The sequence below is a fragment of the Pseudomonas sp. HN11 genome (assembly GCF_021390155.1).
GTDB lineage: Bacteria > Pseudomonadota > Gammaproteobacteria > Pseudomonadales > Pseudomonadaceae > Aquipseudomonas.
On record NZ_CP089985.1, the window covers coordinates 3,929,574 to 3,945,927 of the forward strand.

Below are 16,354 nucleotides of genomic sequence, written 5' to 3' on the forward strand. Positions count from 1 at the left end.
CATAGTCATACGACAACCTACAACAACAATGGAACCCTCATGACCACCACCACAACCACGCCCGTTCCATTCAATCGCCTGCTGCTCACCGGTGCTGCGGGCGGCCTGGGTAAAGTCTTGCGCGAGCGCCTGCGCCCTTACGCCCAGGTACTGCGTCTGTCGGACATCGCCAACATGGCCCCGGCTGCCGACGCGTGCGAAGAAGTGCAACCCTGCGACCTCGCCGACAAACAAGCCGTGCACCACTTGGTGGAAGGCGTCGACGCGATCCTGCACTTCGGCGGCGTATCGGTTGAGCGCTCTTTCGAAGAAGTGCTCGGCGCGAACATCAGCGGCATTTTCCATATCTATGAAGCCGCGCGCCGCCACGGTGTGAAGCGCGTGATTTTCGCCAGTTCCAACCACGTGATCGGCTTCTACAAGCAAGGTGAGAAACTCGACGCCCACTCCCCTCGCCGCCCGGACAGCTACTACGGCTTGTCCAAGTCCTACGGCGAAGACATGGCCAGCTTCTACTTTGACCGCTACGGCATCGAGACCGTCAGCATCCGCATTGGCTCGTCGTTCCCGGAGCCACAGAATCGCCGCATGATGCACACCTGGCTGAGCTTCGACGACCTGACTCAATTGCTTGAGCGCGCGCTGTACACCCCCAACGTCGGCCACACGGTGGTCTACGGCATGTCGGATAACCTCGACACCTGGTGGGACAACCGCTACGCCGCGCACTTGGGCTTTGTCCCCAAAGACAGCTCCGAAGTGTTCCGCGCCCAGGTCGAAACCCAACCACCGGTCGCCGCCGATGACCCGGCCAAGGTCTACCAGGGCGGTGCGTTCTGCGCGGCCGGTCCTTTTGGGGACTGACCATGACCGCTGAACTGATCGTCGATGCCCGCAATGCCGTAGGCGAATGCCCGGTGTGGGTGCCCGAGGAAAACGCCCTGTACTGGGTGGATATCCCCAAGGGTGGCCTGCAACGCTGGAACGCTGCCAACGGCCACATGGCCGCCTGGACAGCCCCACAGATGCTTGCCTGCATCGCTCGCACTGACGCGGGCAACTGGGTCGCCGGTATGGAGACCGGCTTCTTCCAGCTCACCCCGCACAACGACGGCAGCCTCGACACGACGCCTCTGGCGGGTGTCGAGCACCCACGCCAGGACATGCGCCTGAACGACGGCCGCTGCGATCGCCAGGGTCGCTTCTGGGCCGGCAGCATGGTGCTGAACATGGGCTTGAATGCGGCCGAGGGCACCTTGTATCGCTACGCATCCGGTGCGGCGCCCCAGGCTCAGTTGGACGGCTTTATCACCTTGAATGGCCTGGCTTTCAGCCCCGATGGCCGCACGATGTATGCCTCCGACTCCCATCCGCTGGTGCAGCAGATCTGGGCCTTCGACTACGACATCGACACCGGCACGCCGTCCAATCGCCGCGTGTTCGTGGACATGCACAAGTACCTCGGCCGCCCCGACGGCGCGGCCGTGGATGCCGATGGCTGCTACTGGATCTGCGCCAACGACGCCGGGCTGATCCATCGCTTCACCCCGGACGGTCGCCTCGATCGCTCCCTCACCGTACCGGTGAAAAAACCCACCATGTGCGCCTTTGGCGGCAGTCGCCTGGACACCCTGTTCGTCACCTCGATCCGCGATGACCAGAGTGAACAGTCACTGTCCGGCGGCGTGTTCGCCCTCAACCCCGGCGTTGTCGGAGTGCCGGAGCCCACCTTCACCCTCTAGCTGCATCGCTGTGCCTTGAATACAACAATAACAAGACAGGAATGAACCCCCATGGACTTCAACCGCACTTTGCTCGCCGCCGCATTTTTTACCCTCAGCAGCGCCGCCCACGCGCTGGAAATCAAATTCGCCGACATCCACCCCGCCGGCTACCCCACCGTTGTTGCCGAAGAGAACATGGGCAAGGCCCTGACCAAAGAAAGCAATGGCGAACTGACCTTCAAGTATTTCCCCGGCGGTGTCCTCGGCTCCGAGAAAGAAGTGGTCGAACAGGCGCAAGTCGGCGCCATCCAGATGACCCGCGTCAGCCTCGGCATTGTCGGCCCGGTGGTGCCGGACGTGAACGTGTTCAACCTGCCGTTCGTGTTCCGCGACCAGGCGCATATGCGCAAGGTCATCGACGGCGAGATCGGCGACGAGATCCTCGCCAAAATCACCGACTCCGAATTCGGCCTGGTCGCCCTGGCCTGGATGGACGGCGGCACGCGCAACCTCTACACCAAGAAACCGGTACGCAAGATCGAAGACCTCAAGGGCATGAAGATCCGCGTGCAAGGCAACCCGCTGTTCATCGAGGCCTTCAATGAAATGCGGGCCAATGCCGTCGCCATGGACACCGGCGAAATCTTCAGTGCCCTGCAGACCGGCGTGATCGATGGCGCAGAAAACAACCCGCCGACCCTGCTGGAGCACAACCATTTCCAGAACGCCAAGTACTACACCCTCACCGAACACCTGATTTTGCCCGAGCCCATCGTGATGTCGAAAATCACCTGGAACAAACTCACCCCCGCGCAACAGGCCATGGTGAAAAAAGCCGCCAAGGCCGCCCAGGCTGACGAACGCGTGTTGTGGGACGCCAAGTCCGCCAGCAGTGAGACCAAGCTCAAGGCCGCCGGCGTGGAGTTCATCACCGTCGACAAAAAACCCTTCTATGACGCCACCGCGCCGGTTCGCGCCAAGTACGGTGCGGCTTACGCCGACATCATCAAGCGTATCGACGCCGTCCAGTAACACCCTCCTTCTCTAGCAAGGCCCGGCGCGGTCGGCATCGACACGCCCGGTTACGGTGAACGCCATGAAGAATTTACTGCTGCGCATCAACGACCGCATCTACATGACCTGCATCTGGGTCGCCGGCCTCTCGGTATTGGGGGTCGCACTGATCATACCCTGGGGCATCTTCGCCCGTTACGTCCTCGGCACCGGTTCCAGCTGGCCGGAGCCCACCGCCATCCTGTTGATGCTGGTATTCACCTTTATCGGCGCCGCCGCCAGTTACCGCGCCGGCGCGCATATGTCGGTGGCCATGGTCACTGACCGCCTGCCACCCCGCCAACGCCAGATCATCGGCGTGGTCTCGCAATTGCTGATGGGCACCATCTGCCTGTTCATGACGATCTGGGGCACCAAGCTGTGCCTGTCCACCTGGAACCAGTTCATGAGTGCCATCCCTACCCTGCGCGTGGGCATCACTTACATGCCGATCCCGATTGGCGGGCTGCTGACCCTGATTTTTGTGGTGGAGAAACTCCTGATCGGTGACCAGAGCAACCGTCGGGTCGTGCGCTTCGACCTGGTAGAAGAAAGCGAAGGGGCCGCTTGATATGGACGCATTGATTCTGTTGGGCAGCTTTATCGCCTTGATCCTGATCGGCATGCCGGTGGCCTACGCGCTGGGCTTGTCGGCGCTGATCGGCGCGTGGTGGATCGACATCCCGTTCCAGGCCTTGATGATCCAGGTGGCCGGCGGGGTGAACAAATTTTCGCTGATGGCGATTCCGTTCTTTGTGCTGGCCGGCGCGATCATGGCCGAAGGCGGCATGTCACGGCGGCTGGTGGCGTTTGCCGGCGTGCTGGTGGGCTTTGTACGCGGCGGCCTGTCGTTGGTGAACATCATGGCCTCGACGTTTTTCGGCGCGATTTCCGGCTCGTCGGTGGCGGACACCGCCTCTGTCGGCTCAGTGCTCATCCCGGAAATGGAACGCCGTGGCTACCCGCGTGAATTCGCCACGGCGGTGACCGTCAGTGGTTCGGTACAGGCACTGCTGACCCCGCCCAGCCATAACTCGGTGCTCTACTCCCTGGCGGCCGGCGGTACGGTGTCGATTGCGTCGCTGTTCATGGCCGGCGTGGTGCCGGGCTTGCTGATGAGCGCGTGTCTGATGGTGCTGTGCCTGATCTTTGCGAAAAAGCGCAACTACCCCAAGGGTGAAGTCATTGCGCTCAAGCAGGCGCTGAAAATCTGCGCCGATGCGCTCTGGGGCCTGATGGCCATGGTGATCATCCTGGGCGGTATCCTCTCGGGGATTTTCACCGCCACTGAATCTGCCGCGATTGCCGTGCTGTGGGCGTTCTTCGTGACCATGTTCATCTACCGCGACTACAAATGGAGCGAGCTGCCCAAGCTGATGCATCGCACGGTGCGCACCATTTCCATCGTGATGATCCTGATCGCCTTTGCCGCCAGCTTCGGCTACATCATGACCCTGATGCAGATCCCGGCAAAAATCACCACGATGTTCCTGACCCTGTCGGACAACCGCTACGTGATCCTGATGTGCATCAACGCCATGCTGCTGTTGCTCGGCACGGTGATGGACATGGCGCCGCTGATCTTGATCCTTACACCGATCCTGCTGCCGGTGGTGCTGGGTATCGGCGTCGATCCGGTGCACTTCGGCATGATCATGCTGGTCAACCTCGGTATCGGCCTGATCACTCCGCCCGTGGGCGCGGTGCTGTTCGTCGGTGCGGCGGTGGGCAAGGTCAGCATCGAGAAAACCGTGAAGGCGCTGCTGCCGTTCTATGGCGTGTTGTTCCTGGTACTGATGGCCGTGACCTACATTCCGGCGCTGTCGTTGTGGCTGCCAAGCGTGGTGCTCTGATGCTGATTGAACTGCAGGACAACCTGACCCACCTCACCCTCGCGCCAGGCACGGGAGGCAGCATCGTCAACTGGACGGTGCGCGCCACCGGCCAGCCACTGTTGCGGCACAGCGATGCGCACGCGATCAACACCGGGTTGCCAGGCAAGCTCGGCTGTTATCCCTTGGCGCCCTGGTCCAACCGGATTGCCGATGGCGGTTTCGCCAACCCCGACGGTTGGCTGGCGCTGGCGCCCAATAGCTTGACCGACCCGCTGCCGATTCACGGTTCGGCCTGGCAACGGGCGTGGCGGGTGGTCAGCCAGGCAGCGGATGAAGTTGTACTGGAGGTGATGTGCGACGTGCCGTTCGCCTATCGCGCCGAGCAGCGATTTCGGTTGGAGAACGGTGAACTGAGCATCGCTTTGCGCGTGACCCATCTGGCGGAAAAACCCGCGTGGCATGGGCTGGGATTGCATCCGTATCTGCCGCGCACAGCAGGTACGCGGTTGCAGGCCAAGGCGTTGCAAGTGTGGATGAGTGACACGTCCAAGTTACCGACAGGGCTGGCGCCGGTGCCCGCCGACTGGAATTTCCAGCAGTTGAAAACCCTGCCTGAAGGCTTGGTGGACAACGGCTTTTGCCACTGGGACGGCCACTGCCTGATCGAGCAGCCGGAACTGGGCTACACACTGGAATGCCAGGCCACCGGGAGTGAATACTTTCTACTGTACTGCCCGCCGGGGCTGGGGTTCTTTTGCATCGAGCCGGTGAATCATCCGGTGAATGCTCACCACCTGCCAGGACGGCCTGGGCTGAAGCTGTTGGAGCAAGGCCAGTCGGCGGAATTGGCCTTTACCCTCACGTATCAAGCGCTGTCAGGGCGGGCTGTTCTTTAACCGCCCCGCCGTATCGATACTGACGACCACCGACAACCCAGGCCGCAACCGCTCGCTCTCGGCCTGGTCCGGGTCAACCATGATCCGCACCGGCACGCGCTGGGCGATCTTGACGAAGTTGCCGGTGGCATTGTCGGCCTGCAACAGACTGAACTCCGAGCCGGTGGCGGGTGAAATATGCTGTACCGTGCCGTGGAATTTGCGGTGGTTCAGCGCATCCACCGTGAAGGTCACCGGCTGGCCGACCTGCACGTTGTCCATCTGGGTTTCCTTCATATTGGCGATCACCCACAACTGCGGCGGCACCAGCGCCATCAACTGCGCACCTGAGTTGACGTAGGCCCCGAGCCGCACGCCGATCTGCCCAAGCTGACCATCGCGGGGCGCGGTGATGCGGGTGTTGGACAGATCGATTCGCGCCAACTCCACCGCCGCCTCGGCACTGGCCACGGCCGCTTCCAGAGAGCCGCGGTTGACGATCACCGTCTGCAGATCCTGCCGCGCGATTTCCAGGCTGGCCTGTGCTTGCGCCACGGCGGCGATGGTCTGCGCGTTGGCGGCGCGGGTCACGTCCAGCTCGCGCTTGGACACCGAGCCGTCGCTGATCAACTCTTCATTGCGGCGCAAATCGGCGGTGCTCTTGCGCGCCTGCGCCTGGCTGTCCGCCAAGGCTGCCTGGCGCAACTTGATGGTGGCTTCGGCACTGTTGCGCTGCTGCACCACATTCGCCAACGACGCCTGCTGCACCGCCAATTGCGCCAACGCCTGGTCCAGGCGCTGCTTGTAGATGCGGTCGTCCAGACGTACCAGCAGGTCACCGGCCTTTACATACTGGAAGTCCTGCACCGGCACTTCGAACACATAGCCGCTGAGCTGCGGCCCGATAATCGTCACCTGCCCACGCACCAGCGCGTTCTCGGTGGTTTCCACCGCACTGCTGAACGGTGGCAACTGCCAGGCATACAACACGATCAGCACCCCGACGATGGCAATTGCGGCAAAGCCCAGGGACGAGACGATGCGCACCCGCAAGGAGCGCGGCTCGGTGACTGTGGCGCCGGGCGGTGTGCTGCCTTCCGGGGTAGAGGCGATGGCGTTGGTGGTCGTGGTGGTGGAAGTCGGTTCGGTCATGAAGAAGCGCCGCTGGGTTGAACGGGAGTGGCTGCTGCTTTAGTAGTGCTCATCAGCCACAGACTGCGGATAAAGATCCAGATCATGGTCAGTACCGCGATGATCGCGATCAGCATGAAGACATCGTTGTAGGCCATCACGTTCGCCTCACGGGTCGCCGCCGTGGCCAGGCTGCGAATGCCCATCAGGTTGCGCATCTCGGGGTCGGCGACAATGCCGCCGTAGGCCGAACCGCCGCTCTGCACCCGCGCGGCCACACGTGGGTCGAGCAGGGTCAGGTGTTCGACGATCATGCTCGAGTGATATTTCTCGCGCACAATCTGGAACGTGCCGAGCAACGCCGCGCCAATCAGGCCGCCCAGGTTCTGGCAAATACCGAACATCACCGAAAAACTCACCAGGTTACGCGGGTTGGTCAGCACATTCTTGGTACCCAGCACCATGGTCGGGCCGAGGAAGAATGTACCGCCGAAGCCTAGCAGGAACTGGCTGATGTAGAGGTTCTGAGGCCGCGTCAGGTTACTGGAAAAACTGTCCATCACCGAACCGGTGGCCATCAGCGCCAGGGAAATCACCAGCGGCATCAGCAAATGCGCCGGATTGATCGTCAACGCGCTGACCATCAGCCCGGCAATTGCCCCGGCCAGCATCACCACATACAGGGTGTGCATTTGCTGGTAGCTCATGTTCAACATCTGCATGAACCCCACCGCGCCGGTGGACTGCTCGGACAGCACCATGCGAATCAGGATCACCGCCAGCGCGAGGCGGATCATCACGCCGCTGCCCAGCCAGCGGGTCATCAACATCGGGTTGGCGCGGTTATGCTCGATGGCCAGGCCGGCCATGATCAGCACCAGTGAACAGGCCGAGGCAATGCCGATCCAGGGCGCCTCCAGCCACCAGTCGATGCGGCCCAGGGACAACACCGCGCAGAGCAAGGCGACGCCGGTGGCGAGGATGGCAAAGGTGAGGAAGTCGAGCTTTTCAAAGGTCTTGAAGCGGTCGCCGGGCGGAAGTTTAAGCAGGAACACACAGCCCAGGCAGATCAGCGCCATGCCCAGCTCGAACAGGTATAGGCCACGCCATTCGGCGATTTGCAGCAGGTCTTCGGAGAACAGGCGCGCCAAGGGCAACGCGAGTTGTGCGGTGCCCAACCCCAACACCAGTGACTTCAAACGCCACTTGGCCGGGAACGCCTGGATCATGTAGTACAAGCCCAACGAACTCAGCGCCGCGCCGACCATGCCATGGGCTGCCCGTACGGCGATGGCCGAGTTGAGGTCGTTGACGAACAAATGGCCGAAGGTGACCAGCGCGTACAGCACCAGGAACACCTCGGTGAACGCACGCAGGCCGAACTGCTGGCGGAACTTCACCAGCAGCAGGTTCATGCACACGTTGGTCATCACATAGGCGGCGGGCAGCCAGGCCATTTCGGCGGTGGTCGCGCCGAGGGCGCCTTGCAGGTATTGCAGGTTGGCGATGACCAGCGCGTTACCCAGGCCCCCGGTGATTGCCACCAGCACGCCGACCATCGCGAACAGCCAACGCTTGTGCGTGGGGTGCAGTGGGGTAGACGGTGAACCTGGGAGGCTTGGGCGCTCGTGGGGTTCCCAGGTGTGGGGGGTGTATTTGTTCATTCGGTGACCTAGATGAGCCGACTGAGGGGAGTCGGTGAAAGCATACTCAGAGAGTAGTAAACCTGAGGGGAGTTCATCTTGTCATGTGGGGGGTGTACATATCCGTTGCTGCGGTCACGGCGCTTATGGTTCCGCTATTACGGCGGGTCACTTTTGGAAGAGCGCCAAAAGGTCCTCGCCCCAACACTCGGTACCTCGCCTAGGCTCGGTATGCCCGTAATCCGACAGGGATTTGGGGGGGCCGCCGGGTTAGCCGCGCCGGACCCAGGCTGATGCCCACCCCAAACACAATCACCGTGCCCCAAGGAATCCGTGACTGCACATCCTTCCAGGTCATCACGCCGATACCCGGCAGCAACAGCAACACCAACCCCGCGTACGTGGTCGAGGTGGTGTCAATGCGCCCGCCACCAGCGCCAGATTGGAGAAGCCGGTGAGCGCCATGCTGATCGCCGGGCGGGTGCCGATCAAATGAGTGGGGTCTTGCAACAACGGCGCCGTGCCGAGCAGAAAGGCCATCAGCGAAGTGAGCAGCGCCCCAGTCATCACCAGCACGGCAATCACCAGGCCCAGGGGTAACTTGAATGATGCAGCGGTTGTGGCGGGCTCCGTCAGCCCTCAAATCAGGCTGCGAGCATGGCGCAAAATGCCGCAGGCGGTGTTAACAGGTATCAATGCCCTGGGCCGATACCTCTCTCAACACGGCTCTGCCTGTGTTTCAGAGAAACGCGTTGAACAGCATTCCGGCGGCCACCACCACACACAAACTTGCAAAACCTACCTGCAAGACACGCGCAGGGATCACCGCACACAGGCGTCGGCCAGCCAGCATGCCGACAATGCTTGCACCGATAAACACCCAGCCCACCGGTTCGATGCGCACACCAGCATGGAGCGCACCGGCCACACCGATCAGCGAGAGCAGGCTGATGACCATCAAGGACGTGGCGACGATACCGCGCATCTGCACATCGGTGAGTTGCCTGAACGCCGGCACGATCAGGAAGCCACCGCCGACGCCGAGCAGGCCGGACACGGCACCGGTCACCGCGCCGAGGGCCGCCAGGGTTGCGCTGCATTTGGCGGTCCAGGCGAAGCGCCCGGTCTGCTGATCGAGCATGCAGTTTTTCTGGCCCCAGGACGCGGTACCATGGTCACTCGGCCCGGCCTCGCGTTTTTCGCGCTGCAACATGCGCCAGGCCACCAACACCATCAATGCGCTGAACAGCCCCATCAGCAGCGCTTCGGGCAGTTGGTGGGCGAGAAACACCCCGACCGGCGAAAACAGCGCACCGAGCAAGGCGATCAACAGTGCTGCGCGATAGCGCACCAAACCATGGCGCAAACCGTCGATCGCACCCACCGCTGCCGCCGCGCCAACGGCGAGCAGCGACACCGGCGCGGCCTGGGTCATGCTCAGGCCCAACCCCAGCACCAGCGCCGGCACCCCAAGGATGCCGCCACCGGCACCGGTCAGGCCCATGACCAGGCCCATCAATAATCCCAACACACTGGCCAGCAGCATTCAGTCCACCTTGCTCAAGCGGGTCAGCCATTCGCGGCCCTTGAGCATGCCGTTCCAATAGAACCACGGCAGCAAGGTGGCCTTGAGAAACCACATCGAGCGGCGCGCCTGGGTCGGGTCCAGGGGGAAGGTCGGCAGCAGTTTGCCGCCGTAGCCGAACTCGGCCAGCACCACCTTGCCCTTCTCCACCGTCAATGGGCAGGAACCATAGCCATCGTATTTAAGCGGCAGCGGCGCCTGCTTGCGCAGGGCCAACAGGTTTTCGGCAACCACCACGATCTGCTTGCGCACCGCAGCGGCAGTCTTCGCATTGGTGGTGCCGCACACGTCGCCCAGCCCGAAGATGTGCGGGTAGCGCAGGTGCTGCAAGCTGTGTGGGTTCACTTCGCACCAACCGGCCGCGTCGGCCAACGGGCTTTGGTGGATGAAATCCGGCGAGACTTGCGGTGGGACTACATGCAGCAAGTCGAAGGACTTTTCTTCAACGCTGACAGTGCCATCGGTGTCCTTCACGTCGAACCAGGCTTTGCGCGCCGGGCCATCGACTTTCACCAGGTTGGAATTGAACGCCAGGCGGGCGTTGTACTTTTCCACGTACTTCATCAACGGCGGTACGAAAGTCGCCACACCAAACAGCGCGGTGCCGGCCAGGTTGAATTCGACATCGATGTGTTTCAGAGCGCCCTGTTTCAGCCAGTGGTCGCAAGACAGGTACATGGCCTTCTGCGGCGCCCCCGCGCATTTGATCGGCATGGCCGGCTGGGTAAAAATCGCCTTGCCGCCCTTGAGTTGCTGCACCAGTTGCCAGGTGTAGTCGGCGTATTGGTAGCTGTAATTGGACGTGACGCCATTCTGGCCGAGTGTCTCTTGCAGCCCTTCGACCTTCTCCCACGCCAGGCGCAGGCCGGGGCAGACGATCAGGTTTTGCCAGCTGACACGCTGGCCGCTGTCGAGGATCAGGGCCTGCTCGTCGGGCAGCAGCTCGGTGACGGCAGCCTGTATCCAGGTAACGCCATTGGGCAGGACGTCGGCCAGCGGTCGGCGGGTCTTTTTCAGGTCATAGGCGCCGCCGCCCACCAGGGTCCAGGCGGGCTGGTAGCAATGATGATCGCTCGGTTCGATCAGGGTGATGTTCAAGTGGGGGTCGCGCTTGAGCAGGCTGGCCAGCAGGCCGATGCCCGCCGAGCCGCCGCCGATGACTACGATGTCGCCACTGATGGTAGGGCCCCAGTGTTGGTCGGTCATGGTCTATCGCCTTTTATCGTCAATGCACACAAGGGGCGTTGCCGTATGGCGTTACGTCCCGTTACAGGTCGATCCTTTGCCTCGGACCGTTTTTTTCCCTTAAGCTCGCAAGCCTATGTGGAAAACATCTCGAATGTAAGCCGCAATCCACCACCAAGGACCGCCGCCATGCCCGCATTGATTCAAGCCTTTCTGGACGAGGCGTCGTCGACCTACACCTATGTCCTGCATGAAGCAGATGATGGCCCCTGTGCCATTGTCGACTCGGTGCTCAATTACGACCCGGCTTCCGGGCGCACCGACACGCGCCAAGCCGACAAAGTGATCGCCTATGTGCGCGAACATCGGCTGCAGGTGCAATGGCTGCTGGAAACCCACGCCCACGCCGATCACCTCTCAGCCGCGCCTTACCTGCGCCGCACGTTGGGCGGCAAGATCGCGATTGGCCAGTCCATCAGCAAAGTGCAGGACGTGTTCAAGAACCTGTTCAACCTGGAGCCGGAGTTTCGTGTGGATGGCTCACAGTTCGATCATCTGTTTGCGCCGGATGAGGTGTTTCACATCGGTAACATCAAGGCCCAGGCCCTGCATGTGCCCGGGCACACGCCGGCGGACATGGCCTACCTGATCGATGACCGACTGATCCTGGTGGGTGACACGCTGTTCATGCCGGATGTGGGCACGGCGCGTTGTGATTTTCCTGGGGGGGATGCGCGGCAGTTGTATGCGTCGATGCGCAAGTTGCTGGCCTATCCACCCGAGACCCAACTGTATGTGTGCCATGACTACCCGCCTGAAGGCCGTGAGGCGAAGTGCCTGACGACAGTGGCTGAGCAGAGGGCGGGGAATATTCATGTGCATGATGGGGTGGATGAGCCGGCGTTTGTGCAGATGCGCACCACACGCGATGCGGGACTGGGAATGCCGACGCTGCTGCTGCCGGCGATCCAGGTGAATGTGCGGGCGGGGAATATGCCGCCGGCGGAAGACAACGGCGTGACCTACCTGAAAATCCCCCTCAACCAACTCTGAAATGCGACTTAAATGTGGGAGCGTTGAATCAGGAACCCAGGCTGATGCCGTTGGCCGGCAGTGGCAGTGCGGTTTTGTAGCGCACTTGCTTGAGCGCAAAGCTTGAGCGGATGTTGGCGACGCCCGGCACTTTGGTCAAAAAGTCCATCATGAAGCGCTCCAGCGACTGGATCGTCGGCACCAGTACCCGGATCAGATAGTCCGGGTCGCCGGCCATCAAATAGCACTCCATCACCTCGGGGCGGTCGGAGATCGCGCCTTCGAACTGTTGCAACGCCAGTTCGTTCTGTTTCTCCAGGCTGACGTGGATGAACACATTGACGTGCAGCCCCAGCAAATCGGCGTCCAGCAGCGTGACCTGGTCGCGAATCAAGCCCAATTCTTCCATTGCCTTCACCCGATTGAAACACGGCGTGGGCGACAGGTTGACCGAGCGGGCCAGGTCGGCGTTGGTGATGCGGGCGTTCTCCTGAAGGGCGTTGAGAATGCCAATATCGGTACGGTCCAGTTTACGCATGAGACAAAATCACCTGTTTATTATGTTTATGCAGTTTTTTTATCCGCAAATGATCCTGAGCGCAATGAAACACAGATAAATATTCTTCTACGCCCCGCCTATGATTGTTGTAGGACAAGATTTCTCCTATCCGGAGGCTGACTGTCAGCTAGCGCGCCCACTACAAGAAATTCACAAGATAGAGCGTAGAAAGCCATGACCCAGCAGTATGAACCCCTGCGCCTGCACGTCCCTGAACCCTCGGGCCGACCAGGCTGCAAAACCGACTTTACCTACCTGCGCCTGACCGACGCCGGCTTGGTGCGCAAACCCGCCATCGACGTAGAACCCACCGACACCGCCGACCTGGCAAAAGGCCTGATTCGCGTACTCGACGATCAGGGCCAGGCCTTGGGCCCGTGGGCTGAAGACGTTCCCGTCGAGATCCTGCGCAAAGGCATGCGCGCCATGCTCAAGACGCGGATCTTCGACAACCGCATGGTGGTCGCCCAGCGCCAGAAGAAAATGTCGTTCTACATGCAGAGCCTTGGCGAAGAAGCCATCGGCAGCGCCCAGGCGCTGGCCTTGAACATCGACGACATGTGTTTTCCCACCTACCGCCAGCAAAGTATCCTGATGGCCCGTGAAGTGCCGCTGGTGGACCTGATCTGCCAACTGCTGTCCAACGAGCGTGATCCGCTCAAGGGGCGTCAGCTGCCGATCATGTACTCGGTGAAAGACGCCGGCTTCTTCACCATTTCCGGCAACCTCGCTACCCAATTCGTACAAGGCGTGGGCTGGGGCATGGCCTCGGCGATCAAGGGCGATACCAAGATCGCCTCCGCCTGGATCGGCGACGGTGCCACCGCCGAATCCGACTTCCATACCGCCCTCACCTTCGCCCATGTATACCGCGCGCCGGTGATTCTCAACGTGGTCAACAACCAGTGGGCCATCTCCACCTTCCAGGCGATCGCCGGGGGTGAAGCCACTACCTTCGCCGGACGCGGCGTCGGGTGCGGCATTGCCTCCCTACGGGTGGACGGTAACGACTTTATCGCGGTGTACGCCGCCTCTGCCTGGGCCGCCGAACGTGCGCGCCGCAACCTGGGCCCGACGCTGATCGAGTGGGTCACCTACCGCGCCGGTCCGCACTCCACTTCTGATGATCCTTCGAAATACCGTCCCGCCGACGACTGGAGCCACTTTCCCCTGGGCGACCCGATTGCGCGCCTCAAGCAGCACCTGATCAAGATTGGCCAGTGGTCCGAAGAGGAACATGCGGCGGTCAGTGCCGAACTTGAAGCCGAGGTGGTCAAGGCACAGAAAGAAGCCGAACAGTACGGCACCCTCGCCGGCGGCCAGATTCCAAGCGCCGCGACCATGTTCGAAGACGTCTATAAAGAGATGCCGGAGCATTTGAAGCGCCAGCGTCAAGAGTTGGGGATCTGACATGAACGATCACAACAACAGCATTGAAGTGGAAACCGCCATGACCACCACCACCATGACCATGATCCAGGCCCTGCGCTCGGCCATGGATGTGATGCTCGACCGTGACGACAACGTGGTGGTGTTCGGCCAGGACGTCGGTTATTTCGGCGGTGTGTTCCGTTGCACCGAAGGCTTGCAGACCAAATATGGCAGCTCGCGGGTGTTTGACGCACCGATCTCCGAAAGCGGCATCATCGGTGTGGCGGTGGGCATGGGCGCCTATGGCCTGCGCCCGGTGGCCGAAATCCAGTTCGCGGACTACGTCTACCCCGCCACCGACCAGATCATCTCCGAAGCCGCGCGCCTGCGTTATCGCTCGGCGGGCCAGTTCACCGCGCCTTTGACCATGCGCATGCCTTGCGGCGGTGGCATCTACGGCGGCCAGACCCACAGCCAGAGTATCGAGGCGGTGTTCACCCAGGTCTGCGGCCTGCGCACGGTGATGCCTTCGAACCCCTATGACGCGAAAGGCCTGCTGATCGCCTCCATCGAAAACGATGACCCGGTGATCTTCCTGGAGCCAAAACGCCTGTACAACGGCCCGTTCGATGGCCATCACGACCGTCCGGTGACCCCCTGGTCGAAGCACCCGCAAGCCCAAGTGCCGGACGGTTACTACACCGTGCCGCTGGACGAGGCCGCCATCGTGCGCCCAGGCTCAGCCGTCACTGTGCTGACCTACGGCACCACCGTGTATGTCTCGCAAGTCGCCGCCGAAGAAACCGGCATCGACGCCGAGGTCATCGACCTGCGCAGCCTGTGGCCGCTGGACCTGGAAACCATCGTCAAATCCGTGAAGAAGACCGGCCGTTGCGTGGTGGTGCATGAAGCCACCCGCACCTGCGGCTTTGGTGCCGAGCTGGTGTCGCTGGTGCAGGAGCATTGCTTCCACCACCTGGAAGCGCCGATCGAACGCGTCACCGGTTGGGACACCCCCTACCCGCATGCGCAAGAGTGGGCGTATTTCCCAGGGCCGTCCCGAGTGGGCGCGGCGTTGAAACGGGTCATGGAGGTCTGAATGGGCACGCACGTTATCAAGATGCCGGACATTGGCGAAGGCATCGCGGAAGTTGAACTGTCGGTGTGGCACGTGAAGGTCGGCGACATGGTCGTCGAAGACCAGGTGCTGGCGGATGTAATGACCGACAAGGCGATGGTGGACATCCCCTCGCCGGTGCACGGCAAGGTGATTTCCCTTGGCGGCGAGCCGGGTGAAATCATGGCCGTGGGCAGTATTCTGATCAGCATTGAAGTGGAAGGCGCGGGCAACGCCAAGGAAGCGCCGGCAGTGAAGGAGGCGCCGAAGGTCGCCTCTGTGGTTGAAGCCAAGCCTGCACCGGTGGCGGTTGAACGCAAACCTGCGCCGGTTGTTGCAGCCCAAGCGCCGGTGGCGCGCGAAGCCGACGAACGTCCGCTGGCCTCCCCTGCCGTGCGCAAACATGCATTGGATGCCGGGATCCAACTGCGCCTGGTCCAAGGCACAGGCCCGGCGGGACGCATCCTGCACGAAGACCTCGACGCCTACCTGCTACAAGGTGCGTCAAAACCTTCGACCGCCGCCAACCTCTACGCCGAACGCAATACCGAAGAACAGATCCCGGTGATCGGCATGCGCCGCAAGATCGCCCAGCGCATGCAGGACGCCACCCGGCGCGCCGCGCATTTCAGCTATGTGGAAGAGATCGACGTCACCGCCCTCGACGAGTTGCGCGTGCACCTCAACGAGAAACATGGCGCCACGCGCGGCAAGTTGACCCTGCTGCCGTTCATCGTGCGCGCCATGGTGGTGGCACTGCGTGACTTCCCGCAGATCAACGCGCGTTACGACGACGAGGCCCAGGTCATCACCCGCCTCGGCGCCGTGCACGTGGGCGTCGCCACCCAGAGCGACGTTGGCTTGATGGTGCCGGCGGTGCGTCACGCCGAAGCCCGCAGCCTGTGGGGCACTGCCGAAGAAATCACGCGCTTGGCCAAGGCGGCGCGCAATGGCAAGGCCAGCCGTGATGAGTTGTCGGGCTCCACCATCACCCTGACCAGCCTGGGCGCTTTAGGCGGCATCGTCAGCACACCGGTGCTGAACCTGCCGGAAGTGGCCATCGTTGGCGTCAACCGCATCGTCGAACGGCCGATGGTGATCAAAGGCCAGATCGTGGTGCGCAAGATGATGAACCTCTCCAGCTCCTTTGATCACCGGGTGGTCGATGGCATGGACGCGGCGCAATTCATCCAGGCCATTCGCGGCCTGCTCGAACAACCCGCCAGCCTGTTCCTGGAGTAAGG

Annotated in this window: 16 protein-coding genes and 1 pseudogene; 10 read left to right on the forward strand and 7 right to left on the reverse strand. The window is 61.9% G+C overall.

Going from position 1 to position 16,354, the window contains the following annotated elements; all coding sequences use genetic code 11:
• The first annotated feature begins 39 nt into the window (after positions 1-39).
• From LVW35_RS17745 to LVW35_RS17770, 6 genes are all read left to right on the forward strand, one after another.
• The gene (locus LVW35_RS17745) at positions 40-864 is read left to right on the forward strand and encodes an NAD-dependent epimerase/dehydratase family protein (protein ID WP_233891338.1); all 825 of its coding nucleotides are present in this window, start codon (positions 40-42) and stop codon (positions 862-864) included.
• A gap of 2 nt (positions 865-866) precedes the next feature.
• A complete protein-coding gene (locus LVW35_RS17750) occupies positions 867-1,742 on the forward strand; it encodes an SMP-30/gluconolactonase/LRE family protein (RefSeq protein WP_233891339.1) in 876 nt (291 codons plus the stop codon).
• Between the two features lie 51 nt (positions 1,743-1,793).
• Positions 1,794-2,756: a TRAP transporter substrate-binding protein gene (locus tag LVW35_RS17755; RefSeq protein WP_233891340.1), complete on the forward strand. Its 963-nt coding sequence runs from the start codon at positions 1,794-1,796 to the stop codon at positions 2,754-2,756.
• A 64-nt stretch (positions 2,757-2,820) separates the two neighbouring features.
• On the forward strand, positions 2,821-3,348 hold the full coding sequence (locus tag LVW35_RS17760; RefSeq protein WP_233891341.1) for a TRAP transporter small permease: 528 nt from the start codon (positions 2,821-2,823) through the stop codon (positions 3,346-3,348).
• Between the two features lies 1 nt (position 3,349).
• Complete coding sequence (locus LVW35_RS17765; protein ID WP_233891342.1) at positions 3,350-4,630, forward strand: TRAP transporter large permease; 1,281 nt, start codon at positions 3,350-3,352, stop codon at positions 4,628-4,630.
• Positions 4,630-5,508 (forward strand): aldose 1-epimerase, encoded by an 879-nt coding sequence (locus LVW35_RS17770; protein ID WP_233891343.1) that lies wholly within the window; start codon positions 4,630-4,632, stop codon positions 5,506-5,508. The genes LVW35_RS17765 and LVW35_RS17770 overlap by 1 nt, the downstream gene beginning before the upstream one ends.
• On the opposite strand, the gene LVW35_RS17775 is transcribed toward LVW35_RS17770, so the two are convergent.
• The 6 genes and pseudogenes from LVW35_RS17775 to LVW35_RS17800 all read right to left on the reverse strand — a co-directional run bounded on the left by LVW35_RS17775 (position 5,488) and on the right by LVW35_RS17800 (position 11,052).
• The gene (locus LVW35_RS17775; protein WP_233891344.1) at positions 5,488-6,639 is read right to left on the reverse strand and encodes an HlyD family secretion protein; all 1,152 of its coding nucleotides are present in this window, start codon (positions 6,637-6,639) and stop codon (positions 5,488-5,490) included. The genes LVW35_RS17770 and LVW35_RS17775 overlap by 21 nt on opposite strands.
• Entirely contained in the window at positions 6,636-8,282 is a 1,647-nt protein-coding gene (locus LVW35_RS17780; RefSeq protein ID WP_233891345.1) for an MFS transporter, read from the reverse strand. Before LVW35_RS17780 ends, LVW35_RS17775 begins: the two co-directional genes overlap by 4 nt.
• 232 nt (positions 8,283-8,514) lie before the next feature.
• Positions 8,515-8,679 (reverse strand): annotated as a pseudogene (locus tag LVW35_RS29225) (anion permease); the annotation flags it as partial.
• Positions 8,619-8,837 (reverse strand): hypothetical protein, encoded by a 219-nt coding sequence (locus LVW35_RS29230; protein ID WP_233891346.1) that lies wholly within the window; start codon positions 8,835-8,837, stop codon positions 8,619-8,621. The gene LVW35_RS29230 and the pseudogene LVW35_RS29225, both read right to left, overlap by 61 nt.
• Positions 8,838-9,000: 163 nt before the next feature.
• Positions 9,001-9,807, reverse strand: a complete 807-nt coding sequence (locus tag LVW35_RS17795; protein WP_233891347.1) for a sulfite exporter TauE/SafE family protein — start codon at positions 9,805-9,807, stop codon at positions 9,001-9,003.
• Positions 9,808-11,052, reverse strand: a complete 1,245-nt coding sequence (locus tag LVW35_RS17800; RefSeq protein ID WP_233891348.1) for an NAD(P)/FAD-dependent oxidoreductase — start codon at positions 11,050-11,052, stop codon at positions 9,808-9,810.
• Between the two features lie 168 nt (positions 11,053-11,220).
• On the opposite strand from LVW35_RS17800, the gene LVW35_RS17805 reads away from it, so the two are divergent.
• Positions 11,221-12,084: an MBL fold metallo-hydrolase gene (locus tag LVW35_RS17805; RefSeq protein ID WP_233891349.1), complete on the forward strand. Its 864-nt coding sequence runs from the start codon at positions 11,221-11,223 to the stop codon at positions 12,082-12,084.
• A 28-nt stretch (positions 12,085-12,112) separates the two neighbouring features.
• On the opposite strand, the gene bkdR is transcribed toward LVW35_RS17805, so the two are convergent.
• Positions 12,113-12,601 (reverse strand): Bkd operon transcriptional regulator BkdR, encoded by a 489-nt coding sequence (bkdR, locus tag LVW35_RS17810; protein WP_017136255.1) that lies wholly within the window; start codon positions 12,599-12,601, stop codon positions 12,113-12,115.
• 195 nt (positions 12,602-12,796) lie between these two features.
• On the opposite strand from bkdR, the gene LVW35_RS17815 reads away from it, so the two are divergent.
• Genes LVW35_RS17815 through LVW35_RS17825 form a run of 3 tightly spaced genes read left to right on the forward strand, consistent with a single transcriptional unit; the run spans position 12,797 to position 16,352 of the window.
• Positions 12,797-14,032 (forward strand): 3-methyl-2-oxobutanoate dehydrogenase (2-methylpropanoyl-transferring) subunit alpha, encoded by a 1,236-nt coding sequence (locus LVW35_RS17815; protein WP_233891350.1) that lies wholly within the window; start codon positions 12,797-12,799, stop codon positions 14,030-14,032.
• Position 14,033: 1 nt separating this feature from the next.
• A complete protein-coding gene (locus LVW35_RS17820) occupies positions 14,034-15,092 on the forward strand; it encodes an alpha-ketoacid dehydrogenase subunit beta (RefSeq protein WP_233891351.1) in 1,059 nt (352 codons plus the stop codon).
• Positions 15,093-16,352 (forward strand): dihydrolipoamide acetyltransferase family protein, encoded by a 1,260-nt coding sequence (locus tag LVW35_RS17825; RefSeq protein ID WP_233891352.1) that lies wholly within the window; start codon positions 15,093-15,095, stop codon positions 16,350-16,352. It abuts the gene before it with no gap.
• Positions 16,353-16,354: the final 2 nt, after the last annotated feature.